Here is an 18,682-nt window from a genome sequence, read left to right as displayed (position 1 = left end):
AGGCCCTCATGCACGTCCCGCTTTCATGGCTAAGAATCCCGGCCGCGCTGCTGTTTGTGCTGTCGGTAGCCGCCCAGGCCCCGGTGCAGGATGGCGACTTGGCGGAGCGACTCTACCGCAGTGGTGAGAGGGCTTATGCCTCGAAGGCCTACAAGGAGGCCCTGGACACCTGGGGGCAGCTGCTGCAGGCCAGTCCGCGAAGCGAGTTCGCGCCGAAAGTCCTGCTCCGCTTCGCCCAGCATCAGGTGGAGGTCGAACGGAAGCCCGAGGCGGCCATGCAGCACCTGGACCGCCTCCGCAGCGAGTTCATCAAGTCTCCGGAAGCCGCCCACGGCCTGGTCCTGAGAGGCACCCTGCTGACGCGGCAGGCCCGCAGGCCGGCGGACTTGAAAGACGCCATGGGCGACTTCAACCGCGTGCTTGATCTCTTTCCCGATGCCGAGGCCTGCGCGGAGGCCCGCCTGCACCTCGGCCGCGCCTGGCGGGACCAGGGCCAGTGGGGCCGTGCCCTTCAGAACTTCATTGAGGCCTTCCGCCTGCATGCCGGATCCGCGGTGGCGCCCCAGGCCATGCTTGAGGCCGCCGGAGCGATGGATCTGCTGGGTGACCTGCCCGGTTGCCTACGGATGCTGCAGCGCCTGAGGACTGAGCACCCCCAGGCCCCCGAGGCCCAGGAGGCCGCCTGGCGGACCGCGGTCCTGGTCAGGCACCGTCTCCAGAAGCCCCCCCTGCGCAGCGAGGGACCCTGGCCCGCGGGTCGGACGAAGTGGCTGAAGACCCCAACCCTGCTGGCCCTCGCGCCGGACGGGGAGCTGCTCATATTCCAGCACGACCTCGACCGGGTCTTCCGCCTGCACGGCACTGAGCTCCTGCCTCAGGGGCCCCCGGCCCCGGGCACCCGGACCCTGTGCGCCGGCCCTGCGGGGACGACTTGGCTGCTGTCCAAGAGCACCCTGGTCCGCGAGGAGGGGGGCGCTCCCCAGCCCCTCGGCACCCTCTCGGCCATTTCAGGGGCGGCCCTGGACCGGTGGGGCAACCTCTGGGTGGCGGATGCCAAGACCCCCGCCCTGACACTGTTCACGCCGGAAGGCGGCTCGCGCACCATGGCCTCACCCACCGCAGGCGCCCTCGCGCCGCTCCCCACGGGCGGGATGGTCATCTCGGCCGATGCGGATCGCAAGCTGCTGCTCCTCGACACCGATGGCCAGCCCCGCATCGTGGTCCCCTACGGCAAGGACCTGCCCGCGCCCTACAAGGCGGTGACGGCCCTCGCCACCGACGGCGCCGGCCACATCGCTGCCCTGGTGGATGGCGGGGAGTTTGGTGAGGGGGTCGTGATCCTTGGACCCGATGGCACCTTGCTCCGGTACGCCACCTTCAAGGCCCTGGGCATCAGCGGCCGCATCACCTCGCTGGTCATGGACCGCTCGGGCGGCCTGATCCTATGCGACCGCCGCAATGACCTGCTCATCCGGTTGAACTGACATGCGCTTCCGACACGTCCTGTTCCTCTCCCTTCTTTGCGGCCTGCTCTCAGCCCAGGATGCCGCCCTCAAGGACACGTTCCTCCAGGCCAAGGCCCTCTGGGCCACCCAGGGGGAGCGGGAGGGCGCGACGGCGCGCTTCGACACGGTGGTGGCCGCGCTCGCCCCGAAGGCCGCCGGGCTCGAGCCCGAGTGGAACCAGGTGCTCTGTGAAACCTACAACTGGCTGGCCGTCCTGGACGATCGCAGCGCCCAGACCAAGGCCCGGGCCCAGGTGCGGCTCCAGGCCCTGATGGACCTCAACCCCGATTTCGAGCTGGACAAGGCCCTGACCTCCCAGCGACTCGTGGCCCTGTTCGAGCGGATGAAAAGCGAGAAATACGCGCTGCTCAAGCTGACCTTCCAGCCCGAGGGCGGCCGCCTGTCCATCGACGGCAGGCCCTCCGCGCTGCTCCCGCGGAAGTTCCTCCCCTTCGGGACCCACAAGCTCAGCTACGCAAGGCCGGGCCATGCGACATCCGAACTCGTCCTGGAACTCGGCCCCCATGACGCGAAGACCGCCGACTTCAGGCTGACCCGGACCGCCTCCACCATCACGCTCTATGTCCAGCCGAGCGATGTGGAGGTCCTGCTGGATGGCCAGAGCCTCGGCTACGCCATCGGCAAGGGCGGCCCCGAGGCTGCCGCCCTTGCACTCCCCCTGGGCCTGCGTCCGGAAGACCTCTCCTCCGCCTTCGTCATCTCCGAGCTACGCCCCGGCAAGCACCGCCTCGAGTTGCGGGCGCCCTGCCTCCGGACCAAGATTCTCGAACTCGGGGCGGACCTTGCGACCCCCGCCGCCGACCACACCCTCGAACCCATCCGGCTGGAGCCCTCGCGGGGCAACCTCTCCGTCTCCTCCCCGTGGCCTGGGGGAGAGTTGTTCCTCTCCGGTCAGAGCAAGGGGCCGCTGCCACTCGCGAATGTCCCGGTGTGCACAGGGACCTACGACCTGCAGGTGCGGTTCCCGGCGGGCGGCTACTCCCAGCGCCTGGTCGTGGAGGACGGCAAGGCCCTGAACCTGGAGGCCCGTCCCAAACCCCGCCTGGCCTTTGTCGGCCTTGAAGCCGGGGACTTCACCGGACGCGCCCGGTTCCAGGCCCAGCTCGAGGCCCTCGGAGAACGGCTGCAGCAGGTGGCCTTCCTGCCCGCCCGCCCCAACGAGCCGCCCAGCGAAGCCCTGGCCCGGCTGAAGGCTTCCAGGGAGGCCGAGCTGATCCTCCTGGCCAGGCCGGTCCCCGACAGGGTGATCCACCGGGTCGAGCTGGTGGTCACCACCCTGGACGGAGAGGAGGAGCGCCTCCTCGTGAAGCCACTGGAGCAGGATCCTCTGGCCACCCTGGCCGCGCGCCTGAATGCGGCCCCAAGCCTCCAGCAGGCCAGCCTGGGCGCCACACTCCTGGATGTCCAGGGCGAAGCCGGCCCCTGGGTGTTGGCTGCCACGGAACCGGCCCTGAAGGCCGGACTCCAGATCGGCCGGCCCATCCTGCAGGCCCAAGGGAAGCCGGCCACCTCCGTCCGAAATCTGCGGCAGGTGGTGGAGACCGCCAAGGGTCCGCTGCCGCTGACCCAGGACGCCGTCCTGCTGACCCTGCCCCTGCAGGTGGAGGCGTTGGAGGTGCCCCTGGGGATGCCGGAGCTCTGCTACCCGGCCGTGCTGGCGCAGCTGCGCTTGCTCTATGCGGGGGCCAAGGGGGACGAGGCCAACCTCATCAAGCTCAACCTGGCCCTCGTCCTGATGCAGTTCCGGAGATACGACAAGGCCATCGAGCTCCTGCGGGATGCCCGCCTCAGCACCGTCCGGGGCGTCAGCCAAGGGACCCTCGACTACCACACCGGCCGTTGTTTCCTCCACCTGGGCCCCAGCTACCAGTCCGAAGCCGTGCAGGCATTCCGCCAAGCACTGAAGTATCCTCAGGCAACCCTTCTCGGTTCCGACGGCCCCCTGGTTGCCCCCCTGGCCAGACAGGCCCTTGAAGACCTGAAGTGAGTCGGAGGAGTTCATGCAAAAGCAACGCGGTGAAGGCAAGATCGGATGCATCGTTTCCATACTCGTACTCGGCCTGATCATCGCCGTGGCCATCAAGGCGGTCCCGATCTATTACGGGAACAGCGAACTGTCGGATGCCTGCGACTTCATTGCCAGTGGTGCGAGCAAGAAGCCCATCGAGACCCTGGAGCGGGAGGTGAAGGAGAAGGCCCGCGAGCTGAATGTGGTTGAAGCATTGACTGACAAGAGCGCCATTCGGATCACCAAGACCGGGGCCGGCGATGCCGGGACCTGCACCATCATCCTGCGCTACAAGCGCACCATTGATTTCTACGGCGCCTACAAGTACACCATCGTGACTGACAAGCGCATCACCAAGCCGATCTTCGAGAACATCAGCTGATCAGGCCTTGAAGTCGGGGGCGCCTCGCGGCACCCTGCCCACATGCTTCTGTCACTTCCCCAAGACAGCCTTCTGGCGCCCGGTGAGGCCATGAGCTCCGTGTCCATCCCGGGCTCGAAGTCCGTCACCAACCGGGCCCTCCTGCTGGCCGCCCTCGCCCCCGGGATCAGCCACCTCCAAGGTGGCCTTGAGGCCGAGGACACCCGCTGGATGCGCGAGGCCCTGCGGGGTCTGGGCATCCCGGTCGTTGAGGAAGCCGGAACCTGGCGCATCCAGGGCGGCGGTCAACCCCGGGCCCAAGGTCCCCTCTGGCTTGGGGCTTCGGGTACCACGCTGAGGTTCCTCCTGCCCTGGCTGGCCCTCCGCGCGGAGGGACCGGTCCGGCTCGAGGGGGATCCCCGGCTATTCGAACGGCCCCTCGGCCCCCTGCTCGATCCCCTGGAGGCCCTGGGCGCCCGGTGGTCTGCGGATGGTTCCGGGGCGTGGCTTCAGCCGAGCCCACTGCCGCCCCGACGGCTGGACCTCCGGGTGGATGCCCGCCTCAGCAGCCAGTTCCTCTCCGGACTGGCCCTGGCGGCCGCAGGTCTGCCCGAGCCGAGCCTGCTCACCTGGGAGGAAGTGGCCAGTTCCAGCTACCTGACCCTCACCACCCAGTGGCTGCGGCGCTTCGGCTCTGGAGCCATCCTGGCCTCCGGGCAGTGGCGGATCCCTGGCGGCTCCCTCCAACCCCGGGACCTGGTCCTGCCCGGAGACTGGAGCGGCGCGGCGGCATTCCTCGCAGCTGCGGCAGCCACGGGCCGGCGGCTCCGGGTGGGGCCCCTGGACCCTGACGATGCCCAGGGCGACCGGGCCATGGTGGCCATCCTGGAAGCGGCCGGCTGCGCGGTCCGCTGGAACGACGCCCAGACCCTCGACGTCCAGGGGCCCCTCCAGCGTGGCCTGGACGCGGACCTGACGGACTGTCCCGATCTGGGCCCCGTGCTGGCGGCCCTCGCGGCCTTGGCTCCGGCCCCCTCGGAGTTGAGGGGACTCCATACCCTCCCCCTCAAGGAATGCGACCGCCTGGATGCCTCCGCGGAACTGGTGCGCTGGCTGGGCGGCCAGGCGGAGGTCATAGGGGACCACACCCTGCGCATCGCCCCGGGGAAGGCACTGACCGACCGGATCGCTTTCAACCCGCGCAATGACCACCGCATGGCCTTCGCCGCGGCTGTGGGGGGGCTTCGCTGGGGCGGCGAACTGCTGGATCCCCACTGCGTGGCGAAGACCTTCCCGAATTTCTGGGAGGTTTGGCGAGGGATGCTCGGTTGTTGAGGGCCGCCTGTTTCGGCGACTGGCAGGCCACCTGAGGCCAGGACTGGGGCCGGCGCTAGGGGGGTTCCCTGTGGGCCCTGGCGAAGCGCCCCTGGCCCGGCAATATGCGGGAACTGCTGCATGCCCTGGGTCTCGCCCGCCCCGCGCTCCACGCCACCGCCAAGCGGCTGGGCATGGATCTGGTGGCCGAGCAGCTTTCCCGCCGTCCTGAAGCCCAGCTACAGCCGCCGACCGAAGCTCCGCTCCAGGTCCTCCAGGGTCAGCTTCTTGATGATGGGTCGGCCATGTGGACACGTGTTGGGCACCTCGCAGGCGAGGAGGTCCTGGATGAGCCGGAGCGCCAGCTCGGGGGGCAGGGCGTGGTGCTTCTTGATGGCGGCGCGGCAGGCCAGCTCGGCGTTGAGGTCCCGGCGGAAGGCATCGAGGTCTACCCGCCCCTCCCGCTCCAACCGGGCCAGCAGGTCCTCCAGCAGGGCCTGGGGATCGCGGTCCACCAGAAAGTCCGGCAGCCCGCGCACCACCAGGGCATCGGCGCCGAAGGGCTCGGCCTCCACGCCCGCGGCCTCCAGTTCCGCCAGGAAGGGGGTGAGGCGCGCCAGGGCCTCGGGGCCCAGCTGCACCACCCGGGGGGGCAGTAGGGGCTGGATGGCTGGCGCGTGGCGGCGAAGGAAGAGCCGCTCGAAGAGCACCCGCTCGTGGGCCACGTGCTGGTCCACGAGCCAGAGCTCGGGGCCGCGTTCCCCATCGACCTCCGCCAGCAGGTAGGTGCGCTGGAAGGCGCCAAGGTAGCGGATACCGGGGCCAAGGTCAGGGCCTTCCGACACGCCGGAAGGGGCGGGCTCGTACGTGTATGGCGCATCCAGAGGCCGAGTCTGGAAGGCGTCGGCCAGGACCTGGTAGGCCCCCAGGGCCCCACCGGAGTGATTCGACCAGAGCTGTGGATGCTGGGGCGCCATGCGGCGCGAAGGATCCAGGTCGAACTCAGCCTCCAGGGGCTTCGGCGGCAGCTCCAGCACCGAGGCCAGGCCACCCCGCAGCTTCGCCCAGGCCTCCTCGGCGCCACCGCGCACCCAGGCGAAGACCCGCTGCGGCTCGCGGAAGCGCACCTCTGCCTTGGTGGGGTGCACGTTCACGTCCACCGCCTCGGGCGGCAACTCCAGGAAGAGGACCGCCGCGGGGTACGAGCCCTTGGCGAAGGTGCCGGACCAGGCCTCAGAGAGCGCCGCCAGCAGCAGGCGATCCCTCACGGCCCGGCCGTTCACGAAGAGGTAGAGGTGGTTGCGGTCCCGGAAGCTGAGGTCCGGCGGCGAGACGAAGCCCCGCAACCGCCAGGGGGATTCACCATTCACGAAGGGTACGAGGCGCCCCAGCTTCTCGCCCAGGAGCGGCGCCAGGCGCTGCCCCGGGTCGTCCACGGGCGGCAGCACCAGCGGGGTGCCGCGATCGGAACGGATGGTCCAGTGGACGCCCGGCGAGCTGAGGGCCAGGCGGGCCACGGCGCCCCAGAGCTGGGCATGCTCGGTATCGGTGGACTTTAGGAATCGGCGTCGCGCCGGCAGCTGCGCGAACAGATCACGCACCGTCACCGTGGTGCCCCGGCTGCGCCCTGCAGGCGCCACCTCCTTGATGATGCCGAACTCGCAGCGCAGGCGATGGCCCGGACCCTCGGCTTCGGCGCTGGTGAGCTCGAAGCGGCTCACGCTGGCGATGCTGGGCAGGGCCTCGCCGCGGAACCCGAAGGTGCCCAGGTGGCCCAGATCCTCGGCCGTGCGCACCTTGCTGGTGGCGTGGCGCTCCAGGGCCAGGTACAGCTCGTCCCGGGCCATGCCCGAACCATCGTCGGCCACCTCCAACAGCCGCTTTCCGCCCTCCTCCCAGGTCACCTCGATGCGGTGGGCCCCAGCATCCAGGGCATTCTCCGCCAACTCCTTCAGAACCGAGGAGGGCCGCTCAACGACCTCGCCCGCCGCGATCTGATTCGCAACCTGGTCGGGGAGGATTCGGATTTTGGCCATCGAATCAGTCTAGATCGCCTGTCGGCCGGGGGGCCTTTATCTGTCCGCCAAGGGTCCGCCGGAGACGTGCTCCACCGCAGGAAGGACCGACGGCCGCCATCCCCGCAGGGCCAGATGTCCCGCATAGGCCAGCAGGAACAGGCCCGCGCTGATGGCATGAATCCAGGCCAGGCCATTGCGCCCGACAGGGCTGGTGGCCACTTGGAGTCCGTAGCCACTGAACACCATCGGCGCGATCAGGACGGCAGCGCCCAGCCCCGTGCGCCGGCCCTCAAGCGTCTGCCCCAGGCGAGGCCAGAGGTGACCCCGCGCCATCACGCCCAAGGTAAAGACCAGGACCGGCGCCGCCAGCACGTGCAGGTGCTGGACGAGCCCCAGCCAGGGGTGCGGCTCGGGGCCGAATTCCCCGGCACGCTGCCCGAACCAGCGCAGCAGGCCGTCGAGAAGCCCGGTGCCCGCCGTCGTGAGGGCCGCCAGGTGCAGGCTCCAGCGCTCGAGGGGCGTCATCGGGCCTCCTGGTAGAGCACCCGGTGCAGGGCCAGGCAGCGCCGGGCGGCATCCGTCATGGCATGGGCCGTGAGCGTGGCCCCGGCGAGCGGGTGGATCGCCGCCTTGAGGCTGAGCTGTGCATCGAGGCCGCGGCCCTCGAACTGCCGCACCCAGGCCTCCTTGGCCATGTACTCGGCCGGCTCGCGGAACGCCACGGCTTCCACGCGGAGGATGCGTCCTTCCGCCGAGATCGCCACCAGCAACGTCTCGTTCAAGGTGCGAACACGATGCGTATCGAAGAACCCGACTCCGACCAGGGCCCCATTCCTGCGCGCTTCGTAGGCCACCAGCCAGCTTCCGGGCAGCTCGACCTGGGCGAGGGTCCTGACGCGCGCCACCTGGGCATCACTCAGCACCAGTTCCTTCCGGGTGAGCTGGGCCCCCGGGAACGCCAGGGCCAGCGCCTCCTGCGCGGAGGGCAGGGCGGCGACCAGAGGCATGGTCAGGGCGAGGGGGGCCAGGATGCGGAGCATGGTCGACCTCAGAAGGTGTAGCCCAGTGCGAGGCTGAACTGATCTCTTCCTGTGCGGGCGCGGTTCTCATCCCGCGCCCAGTCGGCCTTCACTGCCACCTGGGGAATGGGTTTGAAGGCTAGGCCCGCGGTGATCAGGGTTCGGTCCTTACCAGGGTCCTTGGCCACTCCGGCCACCACGGCCTGCTGAGTGTCCAGGCGTTCATAGCGCAGGTAGGGGATCAGGGACTGCCGGGCACCCTTCAGCACGTCGTAGCCCACCTCGAGGTAGCCCCCCCACTGTCTCGTCCCCGCTTCCCGCGCCGGATCGGCAGCGTCCAGTACCTGGAGCCCCGCAGCACCGTTGCTGCCTCGAACGTAGAGACCTCGGATCTGGAAGCCGTGGGCACGGTATTCAGCGTGGGCATCCCAGAGGGTGGTGGTGATGGCTTCGCCGCCGCCACTCTGGTTGCTATTGCCTGTGTAGAAGCTGGCGCCGAGCAGGAGGCCGGGGGTCGGCGTCCAGTCCAGGCGTCCGGTCCAGGCCAGGCTCTGCGCGTTGGCCTCCTTGCCCGCCTGGCGGCCATCCCGGATGCCGGAGGCGCTGAACTTCGACGCATCGAGCCCGTTCATAAGGTAGAGGCGGTAGCTCAGGTGGCCCGGCAGGTCACCGTGGATGCCCACCCCGTTCTCGTGCCAGGTGGCGGGAAGGATGGCCCGTTCCACCGCAGGGCGCCGGGCCCCGAGGAAAGCCGTGGGCTCGTGCAGCTCATTGATGAAGCCCATGGGCACCAGCATCTGCCCGGCCCGGAGGTTGAAGGCCTTGTTGAGCAGGAAGTCGAGGTAGGCGAACTCCACCACGGCTTCGCCTTCCGGATGATCATCGCTGTAGCCCCCATGCTCAAACTCGATCTCCGCGTTGAACACGATGCGGTCACTGAACTTGTAGCCTGTGTAGAGCACCAGCCTCAGGGCATCGGCCTTCTTCTCCGTGCCGACATGGGTGCCGTCCTGCAGGGACCCCGCCTTGCCCTCGTATAGGAACTCGCCATAGCCTCCCATACTTAGCCCTGAAGGTGCCGCATAGACCTTGCTCGCGCTGGGACCTAGGCCGAAGCGCCCCTCTTCCGGCGCAGTAGGCATGGCACTGCCGGTCTTCTGGGTCTCCAGCTCGCGGGACATGGCTTCCAGGCGCCGCTCCAGCTCAGCGATTCGGCGTTCCGTGTTCGGCTTCTCCTGCGAGAAGGCAGGGCCTGCCAGGAGGGCGAACACAAGAGGGGAAAGAAGGGACTTCATCGGGTCTCCCGGGGAATCAAGGTGGGATGGAGGCGGCGAAAAGCCCATGTCATCCGGACGCTGCCGTCGTTCAGGAGGAAGGCTGCGGCCACGTCGTGGCGCTCGGCCCAGGCCAGACCCTCGTCAGGTCCCAGCACATAGAGGGCGGTGGAGAGGACGTCCGCCGTGAGCGCCTCGGCGGTGACCACCGCGGTGGCACCCCAGGGCTCGCAGGGCTGGCCACTGCGGGGGTCCAGGATGTGTCTTCCCCGCTCCGAGGACCCACTGCTGGAGAGGGAGGCATTCAAGAGGGTCAGGGACATTCGGGCCTGGCCCCTTTGCTGGGGATCGGCGAGGTTCACCTTGAAGGGTGTTCCCCAGGCGAGGACCTGCCCCCCGAAGTCCATCCAGCCGGAACCCACCTTGGCGGTTTTCCGCATGCGGTCCAGGGCGTATCCCTTGAGAAACCCCCCCTCCTCCAGACCCGCCTCAGGGTGGTACAACCTTGCCGTGCCCGCCTCCTCGTCCAATTCAAGCAGTCCGGCCCCGGTCGCCGCGAGCAGGTCCGCCGATGTTGGGATCCGGCCACCTTCGCGCACACCCCAAGCGCCCATCAAAGCCTTGAGAACGGGGTCGAAGGCCCCCTCCGTGCAGTGGTTCCAGGCCTTCATCTGGCTCAGAAGGGCTAGCCACTCCACGCTCAGCCCAACGGGCCGGCCACCCGCCGCGTTCAGGCGACTCCAGGAGGACCTCGGATCCCAGGTCGAGCACTCGGCCTCGATCCTGGCACATTCTGCCAGGGCCGCCTCCGATCCTGACCCGGTCGCCGCACCCTCGAAGTGCAGGCGCAACTCGGTGCCCATGGCCAGCACCTTGCGGTCCATGACTGCGCCCGCAATTTGTCCGGACAGGAGGGTTGGAAAGAGGAGGGCGAGGAAGGTTTTAAACATATCGAGATTGAGTCTCACAATTTTTAAATCTCTTTTCAAGGATTTTTGAGAGCGAATCTCATAAAGCGACCTGCGTCACAGGCTGGGCACACTTGAGCGATGTCATCCCGCCGCCTCCTTCCCTGTCTCGCGCTCCTGCCCGCCCTGCTCCAGGCTGCGCCCCGCACCCAGGCCCCCGACGCCGCCTGGATCACCTTCACCACGGCGCACTACCGGATCCACTGCCCCAAGGCTTTCGAGGCCTTTGGACGGGACGTGGCCGGACGCGTGGAGGGCATCCACGCCCAGTATCTGGGCCTGATCGGCTTCGCCTACGAGAAGCCCATCGATGTGGTGATCCTGGACCCAGTCATGGAGGCCAATGGCATGGCCTTCCCGATCCTGCAGCGGCCCCACGTGGTGCTCTGGAAGACCGAGCCCGAGCCGGATTCCGCCATCGGCCACCACCACGGCTGGGCGGAGCTGCTGGTCACCCATGAGCTCGGGCACATGCATCACCTGCTGCGGCCGGCGCGGAAGCCCAGCCTGTGGCGGCGCTGGACCGCGGCCCTGGGGCCGCTCACAGAAAAATCGCCCCGGTGGGTCATCGAAGGCTACGCCACGCTCATCGAAGGCAAGCTCACGGGGAGCGGCCGGCCCCACAGCGCCATCCGCGCCTCGGTCCTGCGCCAGTGGGCCCTGGAAGGCAAGCTGCCCACCTACGAGGCCCTCAGCGGCATGGACGGCTTCCTGGGTGGCAGCATGGCCTACCTGGGGGGCAGCGCCTACCTCGAGTGGCTTGAGACGAAGGCCGGCGATCCGAAGGTCTTCCAGGCCCTCTGGACGCGCATGGCGGGCAAGCGCGACTTCGAGGCCTCCTTCCTGGCGACTTTCGGCTTCGGCCCCCGGGACGGGTACCAGCGTTTCTGCGCCGAGCTCACCCACACCGCCCTGGAGCTGGAGCGCCGTTCGAAGGCCGAAGGGTTGCGTGAAGGCGATTTGGTCGCCCAACTGGGCGGCTGGGCCACGGACCTGGCCTTCAGCCCGGACGGGACCAAGCTCCTGGCCCGCGTGCTGGATCCCAAGAAGCCCGGGCTCTACGTCTGGGACCTCAAGGCTCCCAAGACGCCGAAGGCGGCGGTGAAGGATGCCGATGAGCCGGCGGATCACGCGCCGCTCGCGCCCGTGCTTCCCCCCAGCCGCCGGCTGGGACGCATCCACGGCGCGCTGCCCTGGAAGCCGGTCTGGACCTCGTCCCAGACGATCGCCTACCAGCTGCGGTTGCCGAACGGGGAAGGCGTCCTCCGGCCCCAACCGCGCCTGTGGCGTCTGGGACCGGCGGCAGCCACAGCCCCGGTGGCGGGCACTGGCCCTACCAACCTCACCTGGAAGGAGGTGGGCGGTATCTGGAACCTGGTGGATGGTGCGGGCCGTCCGCTCACTCGAACCCTGGCCGCGGCCTGGAATCCGACCGCCACGCCCGACGGCAAGTGGATCTACTACACCCAGCTCAGCGCCTCGGGCCTGCAGATCCGTCGGCTCGACGCCACGCAGCCGCCGCTGGAGGCCAAGCCCCTGCCCACGGATCCTTCGCCCCTGGTGAAGGACCTGGTGCTGCCGAAGGCCGACGAGCCCAGCCCCCTACCGGCGCCGGTCCCTGTGGAACCCAGGCCCTATCGCGTGGGCCCGAGCCACGACGCGTTCTCGCTGGTGGGCTACAGCAGCACACCCTCGGGCAACAGCTACCAGCTCGGGGCAGGCGGCAACGACATCCTGGGCCGCCTGAACTGGCAGGTGCTGGCGGGCTTCGGCAATGCCGCTGGGCCCCGCGGCGGCATGCTGGGCTTGGCCTGGCGCGGCTGGAGCTGGGCGCCTTCTCTGCAGGTGTTCTCCACGCTGGAGCGACCCTTCTACCAGGACCACCTCGCCACCAGGGGCTTTGATCGCGAGCGCCGCGGCGCCGAGCTGGCGCTGGAGCACATCGACCAGGGCCGGCCCTCGTTCACCCTGCGTCCCGTGGCGGCCTTCGAGCGCGTCCTGCCCGTCGATGCCGAGGGCTTCCCCCGGGCCCTGGGTGGGCTGGAAGCCACGCTCGGCAGCTTCTGGAGCCGCGATCGCCAGGGACTGCGTGCCTCAGCCTCGCTCCGCGAATTTGGCGGCCGCACGGGCGGCCAAGCCTGGACCCTCACGCGCCTCTCGCTCCGCGCCGGCTGGATCAACCCCTGGGTGCCCATCACGCTGGAGGCCGAGTCGGGCCGCATGGGAGGGGATCCCTCCGCCTACGATCGCTTCCACCTCGGCGGTGTCCCCACCTCCCTGCTCCCCTCCTCCCTCGATGCGAACCGGGTGGTGCAGGCGGCCTTGCCCGCCTACACCACCACCGGCAATCGCCTTCAGCGCCTGCGGGGTGAGCTCGGTCTGGCCCCATTCCACGCCTACGTCGAGCACGCCACCCTCTGGCAGGACACGGCGGCCCGGCCCTCCGCCCAGCGGGTGGTGGGTCTCGAGCTGGACAGCCGCGCCCTCGGCCTGCCCCTGGATGTGCTCCGGAGGCTGACCGGCAATCTCTCTTTCACCCTGGGCATCCACCGTCCTCTGGACGGCGTCATGAAGGATCGGACCGTGGGGACCTTGAGCGTGATCGTGCGACCCTAGTCCCCTCGCCAGGGCCCCATGTCCTTCCTCATCGCACTCGTCCTCATCCTTCTGGTCCAGTGGTTCCATCTGCGGCTGCTGCGGCTGGAGGTGCCGAAGCGAGCCCTGCCCTGGCTGCCCTGGATCCTGCTGGGGCTGCACATGCCCCTGATCCTCTTTGCAGTGATGCGGGCGGCCGGGGTCAGCGGACCCGGCACCTTGCCGCTTCTGCGGTCTCTGGCCCGGGCAGGGTTCTACTTCCAGGCGTTCACGATCCTGCATCTGCTCATTGCCATGCTGGCCGAAGGGGGGTGGCGCCTCAGCCGCCTCGGCCGGTCCGCAGATCGAGAAGCCGAGGAAGATACACCGGAGGACTCCGGGCGTCGGGCCTTTCTGCGGACGGCCGCACTAGCCAGCACCGGCGCCGCCCTCGCCGTGGGCGTGGTGGGCGCCCGGCAGGCCTACGGAGATCCAGAGGTCACTCGAAAGACCCTCCCATTTAGCGACCTACCCCCAGGTCTCGATGGACTGCGGATCGCCCACCTGAGCGACCTCCATGCGGGCCCCCTCGTAAACCCGGGCACGCTGCGCCGGTGGCGGGACCTCACCGAGCGTGAACAGCCGGAGCTCGTGCTGTTCACGGGGGATCTCGTGGACAGCCGGCCGGAGGAGCTCGCCTCCTTGCTCGAGGCCTTCGACGGCTTCCGGCCGCCCCTGGGCCGTTTCGCGGTGCTGGGCAACCACGACTTCTTCGATGACCCCCGCCCCATCTGGCGGGATCTGGAGGCCGCCGGGATCACCTGCCTGGAGAACAAGGCAGCCCTGGTCCAGCGGGGCGATTCGACCCTGGCCGTGCTGGGCCTGCAGGATCCCATGGCGCGGAACGGGCGCTTCCGCCGCCTGGTCTTTGGCCCCGGCCCCCGGCCCTCCGAAGCGGCGAAGGACCTGCCTGCCGAGGCCTTCCGCATCTGCATGAACCACCGCCCCAGCGAGTGGGAGCAGGCCCTGGCCGCCGGGGCACGCCTCACCCTCTCCGGCCACACCCACGGCGGCCAGATCAATCCCATCCCAGGCTGGAGCAGCGCCAACCTCATCGGTCCCCGCACGGCGGGGCTCTACCGCGAAGGCGATGACCTGCTCTACGTCAGCCGCGGCCTCGGCGTCGTGGGCCTGCCGGTCCGCATCGCGGCCGCACCGGAGATCGCGATCCTCACCCTGAAAAGGGGCTAGGACTTCCGGAGGGTCGCCTGGATGCGGGCCAGGACTTCAGCGGCCGCTTCCGGCGCTTCCGGCGGCGGCGCGAGCGAAGTCTTGGCGAGGCCGGGCAGAGCCTCCAGCCCCCGCTTGAAGGCAGCACAGACCCGGCACAACAGCAGGTGGAGCCGGATCCCGAGCCGCTGCGACCAGGGGAGGGAGCCCTCGGCATAGTCGGTCAGGTGGGTCTGGACATCATGGCAGGAGGGCAGGAGCTTCATGGGCGACCTCCCAGAACGTAGGCGCGAAGCCGAGCCTGGAGCAGCACGCGCGAGCGGTGGAGGCGCTGCCGGACGGTGCCTGGGGTGAGCTGGAGGTGCCGGGCGATGTCATCGGTCCCCCAGTCCTCCAGATCCTTCAGCACGAACACGATCCGATGGCTATCGGGCAGCTCGTCCAGGGCCCGAGTCAGGCACTCGCGCATCTCCTGGCGTTCCAAGAGGTCGTGGGCTTGGGCCTCCACCTGCCACTCGGGCAGGCGATCGATTTCCTGGTGGTGCCCACGATCATCGAAAGGGCCCAGGGCCAGGGGTTCCGAACGTTCCATGTCGTGGATCCGCACCCGGCTCCGGCGCATCATCAGGGCCGCATTGAGGCAGACCTTGTAGCCCCAGCTGCTGAAGCGGCTGCGCCCCTCGAACCTGGGCAGATCTCGGTGGATGCTCATGAGGGCGTCCTGGAGCGCATCCTGGGTATCAGCCGTGTTGCCGAGGATGCGGTGGATCCCATTGTGGAACAGGGACAGGTGAGGCTGGACGAGCGCACCGAAGGCATCCGAGTCGCCTTGGGCGGCCCGCTGGATCAGCTCAGGTTCGGTCGGGGGTGCTTCCGTCATGCCGCTGCCAGTGTCGGCGGCGATCTTTCCCCGGGCAAGCTACTTCTTGGCGGCGGATTTCTTGGCGGGTTTCGCGGCAGGCTTGGCGGGAACTGCGGGTTCCTCAAAGAACCCCACCAGCAGCAGGTTCAACTCCACCTGACGCTTCAGGCTAATCTTGGCAGCCACACTCTCGGCGCCCACCCCGAAATCCAGGCGATCCAGGGGCATCACGGTGCGGTAGGACCAGGTGTGGACATCAGCCCCGTTCATGCCCTCGGCAGGCTCGAAGGAGAGCGTGAGCTCCTTCTTGACCCCGTGCATCTCCAGGTTGCCCTGGACGCGCACCTTGTCGCCCTCCTTGCGCACATCCGTGGAGGTGAAGGTGATGTTGGGGTACTTCGCGACATCGAAGAAATCCTCCGAACGCAGGTGCTCGTCCCTGCCCTTGTTGGCGGTGTTTAGGGACTTGGCGTCGATCGTGATGCGGACCTTGGCTCCTTCCAGCGTGGCTGGATCACCCTGGATGTCGGCACTGACTTTCATGAACCGGCCCGGCACATCGAAGAGCAGGGTCGAGGCCTTGAAGCCGAAGACCGTGTGGTTGTCATCCAGACGGAACACCTTGCTCTGGGCGGAAAGGGGCAGAACCAGCAACAGGGCCGGCAGAAGGAAACGGAAACGCATGGGGGCCTCTTGGGCTAGGTGGAAGGTTGGAATCCGGCGATGGCACCATCGCGGTGGAGGTCGTTCAGGAGGTTCAGGACAGGGGCAAGGTCAGGAATGTGGAGCGCCGCGGCGGCTTCCCCCAGGGACCGCGACTGGGCCTGCACCAGGAGGGCGGCGGTGGCCGGGGTCAGCTCCATGAGCCGGGGCTCCCCTTCCCCGTTGCGGAAGGCCAAGAGGTGGGTGGGCCTGGCCTCGGGCACCGGGGCCGCCTCGGTGACTTGGTGGACCGCATGGCGGTAGGAAACGATCTGCGTGGCCGCCTCGAGCACCACCAGGTCGCCAGGGCCCGGCTCGGCATGGAGGCCCTCGATCGGGTCGCCATCCGGGAAGCGGGCGACCAGCACCTCGAGGAGTTCGGCATGGGCCAGCTCCAGCAGGAAGGGCCAGCGCTCCTGGCCCCATCTGGTGCTGGCCAGCCAACTGAGGAACGTGGGGGCGATGTCGCGGTAGTGGCCGCTGCGGATCAATCGGGCATCCAGAAAGGCCTGCACGCAGGGATCCCAGCGCTCTTCGGATTCCAGCAGCGCCTTCAGCACCGGAAACATGGTCTCCAGGGGCTCGATGAGGCTCATGCGGGCCAGCTCGCGGTAGGTGAGCATCGCCTCGCCCTGCTCGCGGAAGGCGCGCTGATCAGCCCCGGAGAGGCCGTGGCGCCGGGCCACGCGACCGGGATCCGCCTCGAGGGCGGCCTCGTCCCCGTCGAGCACCAGGGAGGCCATCGCTTGCTGCAGGTGGAGTGTCCGGGTTTCAGCCATGACGAACTTCCATGGTGGCCATCGCCGTGTCGTAGGCCTGCTGGAGGCGTAGCCGCTCCGCCAGCAAGATGTCGAAATCAGGAATGTGGTTGTCGCGTTCCAGCAGCAGGGGCACGGGCCGCCCCAGGCGGGCCAGGGTCCACTGCATGAGGTCAATGACCGGGTCGATAACCTCGGCGCCGTGAGTATCCACCGTGAGGCCGCCGAACTTCCTGTGCCCCGCGATGTGGAGCTGGGCCACACGGTCCAGCGGCATGCGCGAGAGCCATTCTTTGGGATCGAACCCGAAGTTGAGGGCGTTCACGTAGACGTTGTTCACGTCCAGCAGCCAACCCACGTCCGCACCCTCGAGCACGGCGGTAATGAAGTTCGCCTCATCCATTTCGGCGGCCCCCAGCTCGGCGTAGTAGGTGATGTTTTCCAGCAGCAGGGGCACTGGGAGCCGGGCCTGCAGGTCCTTGGCCCGGGTGATGGTATGCCGCACGGCCTCGCGCGTGAATGGCAGCGGCAGGAGCTCGTGGAGGCAGTTCGCATCCACACTGGTGAAGCAGAGGTGCTCGGAATGCCAGGGAGTCTCCGTGCGAATCAGAAAGGTCCCCAGGTCCCGCAGGTAGTCCTCGTCCCAGGCGTCAAAGCCACCCACGGAGATGGTCAGTCCGTGGGTGAGCACGGGATCCCTGTCCAGGATGGCGGAGGCCAGCCGATGCTGCCGGCCTCCGTCGCCGATCACGTTCTCAGGACAGGTCTCCCAGAAGGGCACGCCATGGTCACCCATGCGCGCCACCAGCTCGAGGTGCGGGCGGCGAAGCCCGAGCCCCACTCCGGTGAACCTGTCCTGAGTCATGCCAGCCTCCAGCCCGCTACTTCTTTTCCTTGCCGCAGGAACCTTCCTTGTGGTCCTTCCCGCAGGAGCCGTCCTTGGCCTTCTTGTCCTTACCGCAGGAACCGTCCTTGGTCTTCTTCTCCTTCTTGTCCTTGCTGCCGCAGGAGCCCTTGCCGCAGGAGCCGTCCTTGGCCTTGCCGTCCTTGGCCTTGTCCTGCTTCTTGCCTTCTTCCTTGCCTTCCTTGGCTCCGCACTCACCGGCCTGGGTCAGGGCGGCCTCGGCGCCGAAGGCCTGAACAGGGGTGGCACCCACGGTGGCGGTCCCGCCGGCCATGAGGGAACCGGCGGTGAACAGGGTGGCGGCACCAATCAACTTCGTGAACATGGATCCTCCGTGCGGACAGAGCCGCAGCTTGGGCCGCCTTGCGGCCCGGTTGTGGAACAGGACATGGCCATCGCGGACGTTTCCGATCAGGGCCGAAGTGCTGTTGTTAAACCTTTCGGTGCGACCCCGTGCGGCATTGTGACATTTTTTTATTTCTATGGTTCAAAGCGCGGATCGCCTGCGGCGGGCCGCCAGGCACAGGCCGCGACCTTGCGCCGTCGCGACGCCACCCGGTCATAAGTCCAGTCCCGCAGCCTCACCGGAATCAGGGTGAGAGCCACACCTGCCAGGCGCCATCCGGGTCCCATCTGGCCCAGGAGGTGGATGACTGCCGCAGAGCGGACCAGGTGCTCACCGACGGGTGTGCAGACCAGGAGACTGTCCGGGAGACCGGTGCGCACCGGTTCGGGAACCAGACGCTGGACGGCTTCGCCGCCCAGAGGCGCGAACCGGACCTGACCGGAGCGGTCCCGCCCTGCCACGAACTGCACGGCCCGACTGCAGAGGCCACAGCTGCCGTCGTAGAAGAGGTAGGTCAGCCCTTGATCAGGACCCACAGCCCCACCGCAATGAAGGCCGTCCCCGCCGCCCACTTGATGGCCGCCTCGGGGATGTACTTGAACAGGATGCCGCCCAGGGCGACGCCGATGGCGGTGGCGCACACCAGGGCGGCGCTGGCGGCCAGGAACACGGTCCAGACTTGGCCGCTACGCACCGTGGCTGTCATCGCGGCGAGTTGGGTCTTGTCCCCCACCTCGGCGAGGAAGACCGTGGCGAAAGTGGTCCAGAAGAGCGATCGGTTCATGGTTCCTCACAGATCGTGACAAGGGTTCATGGTA

At 68.4% G+C, this 18,682-nt stretch carries 19 protein-coding genes; 6 read left to right on the top strand and 13 right to left on the bottom strand.

All coding sequences use genetic code 11. The annotated features are described in order from the left end of the window. The first annotated feature begins 8 nt into the window (after window positions 1–8). From WAS25_RS08080 to aroA, 4 genes are all read left to right on the top strand, one after another. Window positions 9–1,484: a hypothetical protein gene (locus WAS25_RS08080; protein ID WP_422311011.1), complete on the top strand. Its 1,476-nt coding sequence runs from the start codon at window positions 9–11 to the stop codon at window positions 1,482–1,484. 1 nt (window position 1,485) lies between these two features. Next, on the top strand, window positions 1,486–3,513 hold the full coding sequence (locus tag WAS25_RS08075; protein WP_422311010.1) for a hypothetical protein: 2,028 nt from the start codon (window positions 1,486–1,488) through the stop codon (window positions 3,511–3,513). A gap of 13 nt (window positions 3,514–3,526) precedes the next feature. Beyond that, entirely contained in the window at window positions 3,527–3,916 is a 390-nt protein-coding gene (locus WAS25_RS08070) for a hypothetical protein (RefSeq protein WP_422311009.1), read from the top strand. A gap of 90 nt (window positions 3,917–4,006) precedes the next feature. Beyond that, the gene (gene aroA, locus WAS25_RS08065; protein WP_422311008.1) at window positions 4,007–5,230 is read left to right on the top strand and encodes a 3-phosphoshikimate 1-carboxyvinyltransferase; all 1,224 of its coding nucleotides are present in this window, start codon (window positions 4,007–4,009) and stop codon (window positions 5,228–5,230) included. 218 nt (window positions 5,231–5,448) lie between these two features. Here aroA and mutL read toward each other — a convergent pair whose 3' ends face one another. Genes mutL through WAS25_RS08040 form a run of 5 tightly spaced genes read right to left on the bottom strand, consistent with a single transcriptional unit; the run spans window position 5,449 to window position 10,404 of the window. Then, window positions 5,449–7,245, bottom strand: a complete 1,797-nt coding sequence (gene mutL / locus WAS25_RS08060) for a DNA mismatch repair endonuclease MutL (protein WP_422311007.1) — start codon at window positions 7,243–7,245, stop codon at window positions 5,449–5,451. A gap of 36 nt (window positions 7,246–7,281) precedes the next feature. Then, entirely contained in the window at window positions 7,282–7,752 is a 471-nt protein-coding gene (locus WAS25_RS08055; RefSeq protein WP_422311006.1) for a hypothetical protein, read from the bottom strand. Beyond that, on the bottom strand, window positions 7,749–8,267 hold the full coding sequence (locus WAS25_RS08050) for an FMN-binding protein (RefSeq protein ID WP_422311005.1): 519 nt from the start codon (window positions 8,265–8,267) through the stop codon (window positions 7,749–7,751). Before WAS25_RS08050 ends, WAS25_RS08055 begins: the two co-directional genes overlap by 4 nt. A gap of 8 nt (window positions 8,268–8,275) precedes the next feature. Then, window positions 8,276–9,541 (bottom strand): hypothetical protein, encoded by a 1,266-nt coding sequence (locus WAS25_RS08045; RefSeq protein WP_422311004.1) that lies wholly within the window; start codon window positions 9,539–9,541, stop codon window positions 8,276–8,278. Next, on the bottom strand, window positions 9,538–10,404 hold the full coding sequence (locus WAS25_RS08040) for an FAD:protein FMN transferase (protein WP_422311003.1): 867 nt from the start codon (window positions 10,402–10,404) through the stop codon (window positions 9,538–9,540). Before WAS25_RS08040 ends, WAS25_RS08045 begins: the two co-directional genes overlap by 4 nt. A 165-nt stretch (window positions 10,405–10,569) precedes the next feature. Between WAS25_RS08040 and WAS25_RS08035 the strand changes: the two genes are divergently transcribed. Together WAS25_RS08035 and WAS25_RS08030 are read left to right on the top strand one after the other, a co-directional pair. Next, window positions 10,570–13,104, top strand: a complete 2,535-nt coding sequence (locus tag WAS25_RS08035; RefSeq protein ID WP_422311002.1) for a hypothetical protein — start codon at window positions 10,570–10,572, stop codon at window positions 13,102–13,104. Window positions 13,105–13,122: 18 nt separating this feature from the next. After that, window positions 13,123–14,313: a metallophosphoesterase gene (locus WAS25_RS08030; RefSeq protein ID WP_422311001.1), complete on the top strand. Its 1,191-nt coding sequence runs from the start codon at window positions 13,123–13,125 to the stop codon at window positions 14,311–14,313. Here the strand turns inward: WAS25_RS08030 and WAS25_RS08025 are convergent. The 8 genes from WAS25_RS08025 to WAS25_RS07990 all read right to left on the bottom strand — a co-directional run bounded on the left by WAS25_RS08025 (window position 14,310) and on the right by WAS25_RS07990 (window position 18,648). Beyond that, on the bottom strand, window positions 14,310–14,558 hold the full coding sequence (locus WAS25_RS08025) for a zf-HC2 domain-containing protein (protein WP_422311000.1): 249 nt from the start codon (window positions 14,556–14,558) through the stop codon (window positions 14,310–14,312). The genes WAS25_RS08030 and WAS25_RS08025 overlap by 4 nt on opposite strands. Beyond that, window positions 14,555–15,172: an RNA polymerase sigma factor gene (locus tag WAS25_RS08020; RefSeq protein ID WP_422310999.1), complete on the bottom strand. Its 618-nt coding sequence runs from the start codon at window positions 15,170–15,172 to the stop codon at window positions 14,555–14,557. The genes WAS25_RS08025 and WAS25_RS08020 overlap by 4 nt, the downstream gene beginning before the upstream one ends. Window positions 15,173–15,211: 39 nt before the next feature. Next, window positions 15,212–15,838: a YceI family protein gene (locus tag WAS25_RS08015; RefSeq protein WP_422310998.1), complete on the bottom strand. Its 627-nt coding sequence runs from the start codon at window positions 15,836–15,838 to the stop codon at window positions 15,212–15,214. A gap of 14 nt (window positions 15,839–15,852) precedes the next feature. Further along, window positions 15,853–16,635, bottom strand: coding sequence for a putative DNA-binding domain-containing protein (locus tag WAS25_RS08010; protein WP_422310997.1), 783 nt, complete (start codon window positions 16,633–16,635; stop codon window positions 15,853–15,855). Continuing rightward, the gene (locus tag WAS25_RS08005) at window positions 16,628–17,479 is read right to left on the bottom strand and encodes a DUF692 domain-containing protein (RefSeq protein WP_422310996.1); all 852 of its coding nucleotides are present in this window, start codon (window positions 17,477–17,479) and stop codon (window positions 16,628–16,630) included. The genes WAS25_RS08010 and WAS25_RS08005 overlap by 8 nt, the downstream gene beginning before the upstream one ends. A 16-nt stretch (window positions 17,480–17,495) precedes the next feature. Further along, the gene (locus WAS25_RS08000; RefSeq protein WP_422310995.1) at window positions 17,496–17,843 is read right to left on the bottom strand and encodes a hypothetical protein; all 348 of its coding nucleotides are present in this window, start codon (window positions 17,841–17,843) and stop codon (window positions 17,496–17,498) included. Between the two features lie 155 nt (window positions 17,844–17,998). Continuing rightward, window positions 17,999–18,400 carry a thiol-disulfide oxidoreductase DCC family protein gene (locus tag WAS25_RS07995; RefSeq protein ID WP_422310994.1) on the bottom strand — a complete coding sequence of 134 codons (402 nt, stop codon included), beginning with the start codon at window positions 18,398–18,400 and terminating at the stop codon, window positions 17,999–18,001. Then, on the bottom strand, window positions 18,379–18,648 hold the full coding sequence (locus WAS25_RS07990; protein WP_422310993.1) for a TMEM165/GDT1 family protein: 270 nt from the start codon (window positions 18,646–18,648) through the stop codon (window positions 18,379–18,381). The genes WAS25_RS07995 and WAS25_RS07990 overlap by 22 nt, the downstream gene beginning before the upstream one ends. Window positions 18,649–18,682: the final 34 nt, after the last annotated feature.

The sequence above is a fragment of the Geothrix sp. genome (assembly GCF_049292215.1).
Taxonomy (GTDB): Bacteria; Acidobacteriota; Holophagae; order Holophagales; family Holophagaceae; genus Geothrix.
The sequence above is the reverse complement of the archived record's forward strand: the minus strand, read 5'-3'. Positions and strand labels throughout refer to the sequence as shown.

Bases quoted from the DNA above. Each gene is read 5' to 3' on its own strand.
- WAS25_RS08005 (WP_422310996.1), bottom strand. From the start codon at position 17,479: ATGACTCAGGACAGGTTCACCGGAGTGGGGCTCGGGCTTCGCCGCCCG.
- WAS25_RS08010 (WP_422310997.1), bottom strand. From the start codon at position 16,635: ATGGCTGAAACCCGGACACTCCACCTGCAGCAAGCGATGGCCTCCCTG.
- WAS25_RS08035 (WP_422311002.1), top strand. From the start codon at position 10,570: ATGTCATCCCGCCGCCTCCTTCCCTGTCTCGCGCTCCTGCCCGCCCTG.
- WAS25_RS08020 (WP_422310999.1), bottom strand. From the start codon at position 15,172: ATGACGGAAGCACCCCCGACCGAACCTGAGCTGATCCAGCGGGCCGCC.
- WAS25_RS08040 (WP_422311003.1), bottom strand. From the start codon at position 10,404: ATGGACCGCAAGGTGCTGGCCATGGGCACCGAGTTGCGCCTGCACTTC.
- WAS25_RS08015 (WP_422310998.1), bottom strand. From the start codon at position 15,838: ATGCGTTTCCGTTTCCTTCTGCCGGCCCTGTTGCTGGTTCTGCCCCTT.
- WAS25_RS08080 (WP_422311011.1), top strand. From the start codon at position 9: ATGCACGTCCCGCTTTCATGGCTAAGAATCCCGGCCGCGCTGCTGTTT.
- WAS25_RS08000 (WP_422310995.1), bottom strand. From the start codon at position 17,843: ATGTTCACGAAGTTGATTGGTGCCGCCACCCTGTTCACCGCCGGTTCC.
- WAS25_RS07990 (WP_422310993.1), bottom strand. From the start codon at position 18,648: ATGAACCGATCGCTCTTCTGGACCACTTTCGCCACGGTCTTCCTCGCC.
- mutL (WP_422311007.1), bottom strand. From the start codon at position 7,245: ATGGCCAAAATCCGAATCCTCCCCGACCAGGTTGCGAATCAGATCGCG.
- WAS25_RS08025 (WP_422311000.1), bottom strand. From the start codon at position 14,558: ATGAAGCTCCTGCCCTCCTGCCATGATGTCCAGACCCACCTGACCGAC.
- WAS25_RS08050 (WP_422311005.1), bottom strand. From the start codon at position 8,267: ATGCTCCGCATCCTGGCCCCCCTCGCCCTGACCATGCCTCTGGTCGCC.
- aroA (WP_422311008.1), top strand. From the start codon at position 4,007: ATGAGCTCCGTGTCCATCCCGGGCTCGAAGTCCGTCACCAACCGGGCC.
- WAS25_RS08045 (WP_422311004.1), bottom strand. From the start codon at position 9,541: ATGAAGTCCCTTCTTTCCCCTCTTGTGTTCGCCCTCCTGGCAGGCCCT.
- WAS25_RS08055 (WP_422311006.1), bottom strand. From the start codon at position 7,752: ATGACGCCCCTCGAGCGCTGGAGCCTGCACCTGGCGGCCCTCACGACG.
- WAS25_RS08070 (WP_422311009.1), top strand. From the start codon at position 3,527: ATGCAAAAGCAACGCGGTGAAGGCAAGATCGGATGCATCGTTTCCATA.
- WAS25_RS08030 (WP_422311001.1), top strand. From the start codon at position 13,123: ATGTCCTTCCTCATCGCACTCGTCCTCATCCTTCTGGTCCAGTGGTTC.
- WAS25_RS08075 (WP_422311010.1), top strand. From the start codon at position 1,486: ATGCGCTTCCGACACGTCCTGTTCCTCTCCCTTCTTTGCGGCCTGCTC.